This window comes from Acidimicrobiia bacterium, from assembly GCA_029210695.1.
Classification (GTDB): Bacteria; Actinomycetota; Acidimicrobiia; order Spongiisociales; family JAHEDJ01; genus JAHEDJ01.
This window is the reverse complement of record JARGFH010000176.1, coordinates 1-515: the sequence shown is the minus strand read 5'-3', so window position 1 is coordinate 515 and position 515 is coordinate 1. Positions and strand designations below refer to the sequence as shown.

Below are 515 nucleotides of genomic sequence, written 5' to 3'. Positions count from 1 at the left end.
ACCGAGACGGACCCGAATCTTCTTTCCGGCGAGCCGGACCGGCACCGAGTAGTGGGCCTGACGGACACAGATCCTGGCTTTCTGATCAACCCTGACCTCGAGATCGACCGCCACATCGAACGACTCAACGGTCAGCGTCTGGAGCAGCGGCTGTTCAAGAGCGAAGTGTTCCCCCACGGTGATGCGGCGACCGTCCACTGGGAGACGTCCCGAAATGACACGGACATCATCGAGAATGTCGGCTTCGGCGACGAGATCGTTGAGGTCGTCGAGTGACGCCACGTTCGGGACCGGGACGAGATGGCGCCTGCGGAACCGGCCGATCTCGCCCTCGACGCCGCCCTTCTCATGGGCTCCATCGATGCCGGGGAGACAGAAGAACGACTCGAACCCGTAATGAGACCGTAGCGCGATGAACTTCGGGTTCTCCCACCGGTCGCGTCCCAACAGGACTTTGATCACGGCCGCCTTCAGGTTGTCGTAACGGATCGTTCCGGGGACGCCGCCGAAATAGT

At 61.9% G+C, this 515-nt stretch carries 1 protein-coding gene; it reads right to left on the bottom strand.

Annotated features, from left to right (window positions below):
* The coding region (locus P1T08_18965; GenBank protein ID MDF1598151.1) for an IS21 family transposase at window positions 1-515 on the bottom strand (515 nt) is incomplete at both ends.